The following is a 6,609-nucleotide window of genomic DNA, read 5'->3' on the forward strand; positions in this document are numbered from 1 at the left end:
AGGCCGTTTTCCTTGGCGGACTCGATGCCCTTCTGCACGCCGGGAACGTACTCCTTCGGCACTGAACCGCCGACCACCGTGTTCTCAAAGACAAAACCAGACCCGGGCTCGCCCGGCTCGAACTTGATCTTGACCCGGGCGCACTGGCCGGTGCCGCCGGGCTGCTTCTTGTGAGTGTAGTCGATATCCGCCGCGCGGCCGAGGCTTTCACGGTAGGCGACTTGAGGCGCGCCGATGTTGGCTTCGACCTTGTAGGTCCGCTTCAAGATGTCGACCTTGATGTCGAGGTGCAGCTCGCCCATGCCCTTCATGATGGTCTGGCCGGACTCCTGGTCCGTGAAGACGGTGAACGACGGGTCTTCTGCGACCATCTTCGCCAGGGCGACGCCCAGCTTCTCCTGATCGGCCTTGGACTTGGGCTCGATGGCGATTTCGATGACCGGCTCGGGGAAGGTCATCTTCTCGAGGATCACCGGCGACTTCAGAGGATCGCAAAGGGTGTCCCCGGTGCGGGTGTCCTTCAGGCCGGCCAGGGCGACAATGTCGCCGGCGTGGGCTTCCTTGATGTCCTCGCGGTTGTTCGAGTGCATCAGAAGCATCCGGCCGACGCGCTCGCGCTTGTCGCGGGTCGAGTTCAGCAGGCCCATGCCGGACTCCAGCTTGCCGGAGTAGATGCGGCAGAAGGTCAGCGAGCCCACGAAGGGGTCGTCCATGATCTTGAAGGCCAGGACGGACAGCGGCTCATCATCGGACGCCTTGCGCTCGACGGGCTCCTCGGTCTTGAAGTCGAGGCCCTGGGTCGCCGGGATGTCCACGGGCGAAGGCAGGTAGTCGACAACGGCGTCGAGCAGGGGCTGCACGCCCTTGTTCTTGAAGGCCGAACCCGCGAGGATCGGGTAGAAGGCGCCGGTGAGCACCGCCTTGCGGAGGCACTTCTTGATCACCTCTTCCGAGGGCTCTTCACCACCGAGGTAGGCCTCCATGGCCTCGTCATCCATCTAGACGGCGTTCTCGATCATGTAGTTCCGGGCCTCTTCGGCCTGGGCGAGCATGTCGCCCGGGATATCCTCGTCGTGGTACTTCGCGCCCAGGCCCTCGGATTCCCAGACCACCGCCTTCATCCGGACCAGGTCGACGATGCCGCGCAGGCTCGCTTCCGAGCCGATCGGCAGCTGGATCGGGACGGCCTTGACGCCGAGACGCTCGCGGATGGTCCGCAGGCACATCTCGAAGTCGGCGCCGATCTTGTCCATCTTGTTGACGAAGACGATGCGCGGGACGTTGTACCGGTCGGCCTGGCGCCAGACCGTCTCCGTCTGGGGTTCGACGCCCTGGTTGCCGTCGAGGACGGCCACCGCACCGTCGAGGACCCGGAGGGAGCGCTCGACCTCGATGGTGAAGTCCACGTGGCCAGGCGTGTCGATGATGTTCAGCCTGCAGCCCTTCCAGAAGGCGGTCGTCGCGGCCGAGGTGATGGTGATGCCGCGCTCCTGCTCCTGCTCCATCCAGTCCATCGTGGCTGCGCCGTCGTGGACCTCGCCGATCTTGTGGCTCTTGCCGGTGTAGAACAGGATCCGCTCGGTCGTCGTCGTCTTGCCCGCATCGATGTGGGCCATGATTCCGAAGTTGCGGTAGTCTTCGATCTTGTGGGTGCGGGGCATCGCGGGCGCTCGGTTTGAGGGGCGTCGGTGTCTTGCAAGAACGGCGCGGGCGGTCTTTGGGGAACCACCCGCGCCGGTGAACTCAGGCGTGTGCGGGCTTACCAGCGGTAGTGAGAGAAGGCCCGGTTGGCTTCCGCCATCTTGTGGGTGTCTTCGCGCTTCTTCACGGCGGTGCCCCGGTTGGAGGCGGCGTCGAGAAGTTCGCCGGCGAGCTTCTCCGTCATGGTGTTCTCGCCGCGCTTGCGCGCAGCGGTCACGAGCCAGCGGATGGCCAGGGCCTTGCGGCGGTCCGGACGGACCTCCACCGGGACCTGGTAGGTCGCGCCGCCGACCCGGCGGGAGCGCACCTCAATGCCAGGGGCCACGTTGTCGAGGGCGGCGTGAAAGGTTTCCAGGGGGCCCTGGTCCTTGCGCTTGGCCTCAAGGATGTCGAAGGCGCCATAGAGAATGTTCTCTGCGACAGCCTTCTTCCCCTCATACATGACGTAGTTCATGAATTTCGTGACGGTGAGGTCGCCGAACTTGGGATCCGGCAGGACTTCACGTTTCTCGGCGCGACGGCGGCGGGACATGGACTCGTCTCCTTACTTCGGACGCTTGGCGCCATAGAGCGAACGGCGCTGCTTGCGGTCCTTCACCCCCTGGGTGTCGAGAACGCCGCGCAGGATGTGATAGCGGACGCCCGGAAGGTCCTTCACCCGGCCGCCGCGGATGAGCACGACCGAGTGCTCCTGCAGGTTGTGGCCTTCGCCGGGGATGTAGCACACCGCCTCGATGCCCGTGGTCAGGCGGACCTTGGCGACCTTCCGGAGGGCCGAGTTCGGCTTCTTCGGGGTCGTGGTGTAGACGCGCGTGCAGACGCCGCGACGCTGGGGGCACCCCTTGAGGGCCGGGACCTTGTTCCGCGAAGGCTTGTCTTGCCTCGGCTTGCGGATGAGCTGGTTGACTGTGGGCATCTATTCTCTGCTCTGGAGGCGTGTGCCGTTGGGCCGGGGCGCCTCATGGGGGTTCCAGTTGTCGTCTCGCTTCCGCGGCCGGGACCTTTGAACGCAAAAACTCGCCGGCGCGGCCTTGGCCGCCCCGACGGGTCCGCCGAGGTTCAAGGGAACAGCGGCCGTTCATCGGTGACCGGAGTGACTTCCCCCGGCCTCGAAAGAGCGCGGTTCATACTCGCAAGGCCCGCCGCCGTCAACGCCGGCAGGCGCTCCGGAGGCGTATCGTCAATCGAAGATGTCGAAGATGTCGAAGCGCTTCTTCTTTTTCTTCGGGTAGTAGTCGTCATCGTCCCATTTGTAGCTGCGACGCCCCTCATCGTAGGGGTGGCGACGCACCCACTCCTGAGGATCGCGGCGGAACGAATCGGCCTCGCGCTCCAGGGCCTGCCGGGCCCGGGTCTGGTCCTCCGACTCCGACTTGACTGCGCCGAGAACCTTCTCGAGTTCGCCACGGTCCATCCAGATCCCGCGGCAACTCGGGCACATGTCGAGTTCGACGCCTGACCTCGCGACGGTCTGCATCGAGTCATTGCAGTTCGGGCATAGCAGCAAAGGCATGGGAGGCTCCGGTTCAGCCTCTCACATGTAGGAGCCGCCAGACCGATCACAACCACCGTTGCGAGAAGGGGGCGGCCCCGACGCGCGGGACCGCCCCCTTCCGGAAAGCCAGCGGAAGTTCGGCCGGGGACTAGAGCCCCAGGCCCTCCTCCTCCGCCTCGACCGCAATCACCTCGGGCAAGGGCTCCATGGCCTCTTCGCGGCTGGCGCTGAGCGCCGCGTCGCGACGGGCGGCCACCCTTTGCAGGCCGCGCAGGAAGGAGCCCGTGCCCGCCGGGATGAGCCGGCCGACAATCACGTTCTCCTTCAGGCCTTCCAGGGTATCGGTCTTGCCCTGGACGGAGGCCTCGGTCAGGACGCGGGTCGTCTCCTGGAAGGAGGCCGCGCTGATGAAGCTCCGGGTCTGCAGCGACGCCTTCGTGATCCCGAGCAGGACCGGCTGGGTCACCGCCGGACGACCACCGCGCGCCTCGGCCTTGGCGTTCTCCTCCAGGATATCCGCCATGTCGAGGTGATCGCCCTTCAGAAGGCCGGTGTCACCGGGCTCGAGGATCTCGCCCTTCTGCAGCATCTGACGGACGATGGTCTCGATGTGCTTGTCGTTGATCGGCACGCCCTGCAGTCGGTAGACCTCCTGGATCTCGTCCACCAGGAACTCGGCCAGAGCCTCGATCCCCTGGATGCGCAGGATGTCGTGCGGATCCGGGTTCCCGTCGATCAGGTATTCGCCCTTGCGGATGACGTCCCCGTCGTGGACCGCGATGTGCTTGCCCTTCGGGATCAGGAACTCGACGGCCTCGCCGCCATCCTCCGGGGTGATCTTGATCCGGCGCTTGTTCTTGTAGTCGCGACCGAACTCGACGCGGCCGTCCATCTCCGCGATGACCGCGCAGTCCTTCGGCCGGCGGGCCTCGAACAGTTCAGCCACTCGCGGCAGACCGCCGGTGATGTCCCGGGTCTTGGCGCTCTCGGTGGACATGCGGGCCAGGACCTCGCCGGGACGGATCTCGTCGCCATCGCCCATGGAGAGGATGGCGCCCACCGGCAGCAGGTAGCGGGCCTCGGTCCCGTTGGCGAGGCGGCGATAGGCGCCGGTCTCGTCGAGCACCGCCATGGCCGGCCGCAGGTCGCCGCCCTTGGCGGAAGCCCGCCAGTCGACCACCACGCGGTTGGAGATGCCGGTCGCCTCGTCGGCCTCCTCGCGGAAGGAGACGTTCTCGACCAGGTCCTCGAAGCGCACGCGGCCGCCCACCTCGGTGATGATCGGGGTCGAGTAGGGGTCCCATTCCGCCAGGCGTTCGCCGCGCTTGACCTTCTCGCCATCCTTGAACTTCAGACGCGCCCCATAGGGCGGCTTGTAGGTCTCGCGATCCTTGCCGTCGACCTGCACGCTGAGCACGAGGTTGCGGCTCATGCAGATGAGGGCGCCGTCAGGAGCCACGACCGTGGCGCCGCCGGTGATCCGGACCACGCCGGCGTTGCCCGCCTCGAAGAAGGACTGTTCCGCCACCTGGGCGGTGCCGCCGATGTGGAAGGTCCGCATGGTCAGCTGGGTGCCAGGCTCGCCGATGGACTGGGCGGCGATGACGCCGACCGCCTCGCCGATGTTCACCGGAGTGCCGCGGGCCAGGTCACGACCGTAGCAGGCGGCGCAGACGCCGAGCTTGGCCTCGCAGGTCAGGACCGAGCGGACGCGGACGGACTGGACGCCCGCACCTTCGACCACCTCGATCATGTCCTCGTCGAAGTAGGCGTCGGCCGGGACGATCACCTCGCCGGTATCCGGGTGCCGGACATCCTCGGCCGAGTGGCGGCCCAGGATCCGGGCGCCCAGGGAGACCAGAACGTCGCCGCCCTCGACCACGGCGCGCAGGGTGATGCCCCGGCTGGTGCCGCAGTCTTCCTCGTTGATGATGCAGTCCTGGGCGACATCGACCAGACGGCGGGTCAGGTAACCCGAGTTCGCCGTCTTGAGCGCCGTGTCGGCCAGGCCCTTCCGGGCGCCGTGGGTGGAGTTGAAGTACTCCTGGACGGTCAGGCCTTCCTTGAAGTTCGAGATGATCGGCGTCTCGATGATCTCGCCGGAGGGCTTGGCCATGAGGCCGCGCATGCCGCCCAACTGCTTCATCTGGGCCTGCGAACCCCGGGCGCCGGAGTTGGCCATCATGAAGATGGAGTTAATCTCCCCTTCCCGGCCCGTCTTGTCCTTCTCGGCGGTCGAGATCTCGGCCATCATCTCGTCGGCGACGCGGTCCGTGGCCTTGGCCCAGGCGTCGACGACCTTGTTGTACTTCTCGCCCTTGGTGATCAGGCCGTCTGCGTACTGCTGCTCGTACTCCTCGACCAGCTTGCGGGTCTCTTCGACGATCGGCTTCTTCCGCTGCGGGATGATGATGTCGTCCTTGCCGAACGAGATGCCGGCCTTGGCCGCCTCGCGGAAGCCCAGGCCCATCATCTGGTCGGCGAAGATCACCGTCGCCTTCTGACCGCAGTGCCGGTAGACCGTCTCGATCAGGTTCCCGATCTCCTTCTTGGTCAGGTTCTTCTCAAGGAGGCGGTGCCCCACGGCCGGGTGCTGCGGGAAGAGGGCGACGATCTTCATCCGGCCCGGCGTCGTGTCGATCACCTTGCGGACGAGATTGCCGTCGGCGTCCATCTCGACGTGGCGGGCCTTGATCTTCGTGTGCAGCGTGACAACGCCGGCGTCGAGGGCGGCGTCGATCTCGCCCAGGTCCGCGAACAGCTTGCCCTCGCCGGGCTCGCCGTCCTTGGCCAGGGACAGGTAGTAGAGACCCAGGACGATGTCCTGCGACGGCACGATGATCGGCCGGCCGTTGGCGGGCGACAGGATGTTGTTCGTCGACATCATCAGGACGCGCGCCTCCAGCTGGGCCTCGAGGCTCAGCGGGACGTGGACGGCCATCTGGTCGCCGTCGAAGTCGGCGTTGAAGGCGGCGCAGACCAGCGGGTGAAGCTGGATCGCCTTGCCTTCGATCAGCTTGGGCTCGAAGGCCTGGATGCCCAGGCGGTGCAGGGTCGGCGCCCGGTTCAGCAGGACCGGATGCTCGCGGATCACTTCATCCAGGATGTCCCAGACCGCCGGCTGCTCACGCTCCACCATGCGCTTGGACTGCTTCACGGTGCCCGACAGGCCCTTGGCGTCGAGGCGCGCATAGATGAAGGGCTTGAAGAGCTCGAGCGCCATCTTCTTGGGCAGGCCGCACTGGTGCAGCTTGAGTTCCGGACCCACGACGATGACCGAACGGCCCGAATAGTCGACGCGCTTGCCGAGCAGGTTCTGGCGGAAGCGGCCCTGCTTGCCCTTGAGCATGTCCGACAGCGACTTCAGCGGACGCTTGTTCGCGCCCGTGATCACGCGGCCGCGGCGGCCGTTG

At 66.3% G+C, this 6,609-nt stretch carries 4 protein-coding genes and 1 pseudogene; all 5 read right to left on the reverse strand.

The window, feature by feature from the left end; translation table 11 throughout:
* Positions 1–1,661, reverse strand: a pseudogene (gene fusA, locus INE98_RS05380) (elongation factor G); the annotation flags it as partial.
* Positions 1,662–1,759: 98 nt separating this feature from the next.
* Complete coding sequence (gene rpsG, locus INE98_RS05385; RefSeq protein WP_110449814.1) at positions 1,760–2,233, reverse strand: 30S ribosomal protein S7; 474 nt, start codon at positions 2,231–2,233, stop codon at positions 1,760–1,762.
* Positions 2,234–2,245: 12 nt separating this feature from the next.
* Positions 2,246–2,617 carry a 30S ribosomal protein S12 gene (rpsL, locus tag INE98_RS05390; protein ID WP_056018026.1) on the reverse strand — a complete coding sequence of 124 codons (372 nt, stop codon included), beginning with the start codon at positions 2,615–2,617 and terminating at the stop codon, positions 2,246–2,248.
* A gap of 264 nt (positions 2,618–2,881) precedes the next feature.
* Positions 2,882–3,214 carry a zf-TFIIB domain-containing protein gene (locus INE98_RS05395; RefSeq protein WP_293537203.1) on the reverse strand — a complete coding sequence of 111 codons (333 nt, stop codon included), beginning with the start codon at positions 3,212–3,214 and terminating at the stop codon, positions 2,882–2,884.
* A 130-nt stretch (positions 3,215–3,344) separates the two neighbouring features.
* A partial coding sequence (rpoC, locus tag INE98_RS05400; protein WP_293537205.1) for a DNA-directed RNA polymerase subunit beta' occupies positions 3,345–6,609 on the reverse strand: 3,265 nt, incomplete at its 5' end.

This window comes from Phenylobacterium sp., from assembly GCF_020253645.1.
In the GTDB taxonomy this organism is placed as follows: domain Bacteria; phylum Pseudomonadota; class Alphaproteobacteria; order Caulobacterales; family Caulobacteraceae; genus Phenylobacterium.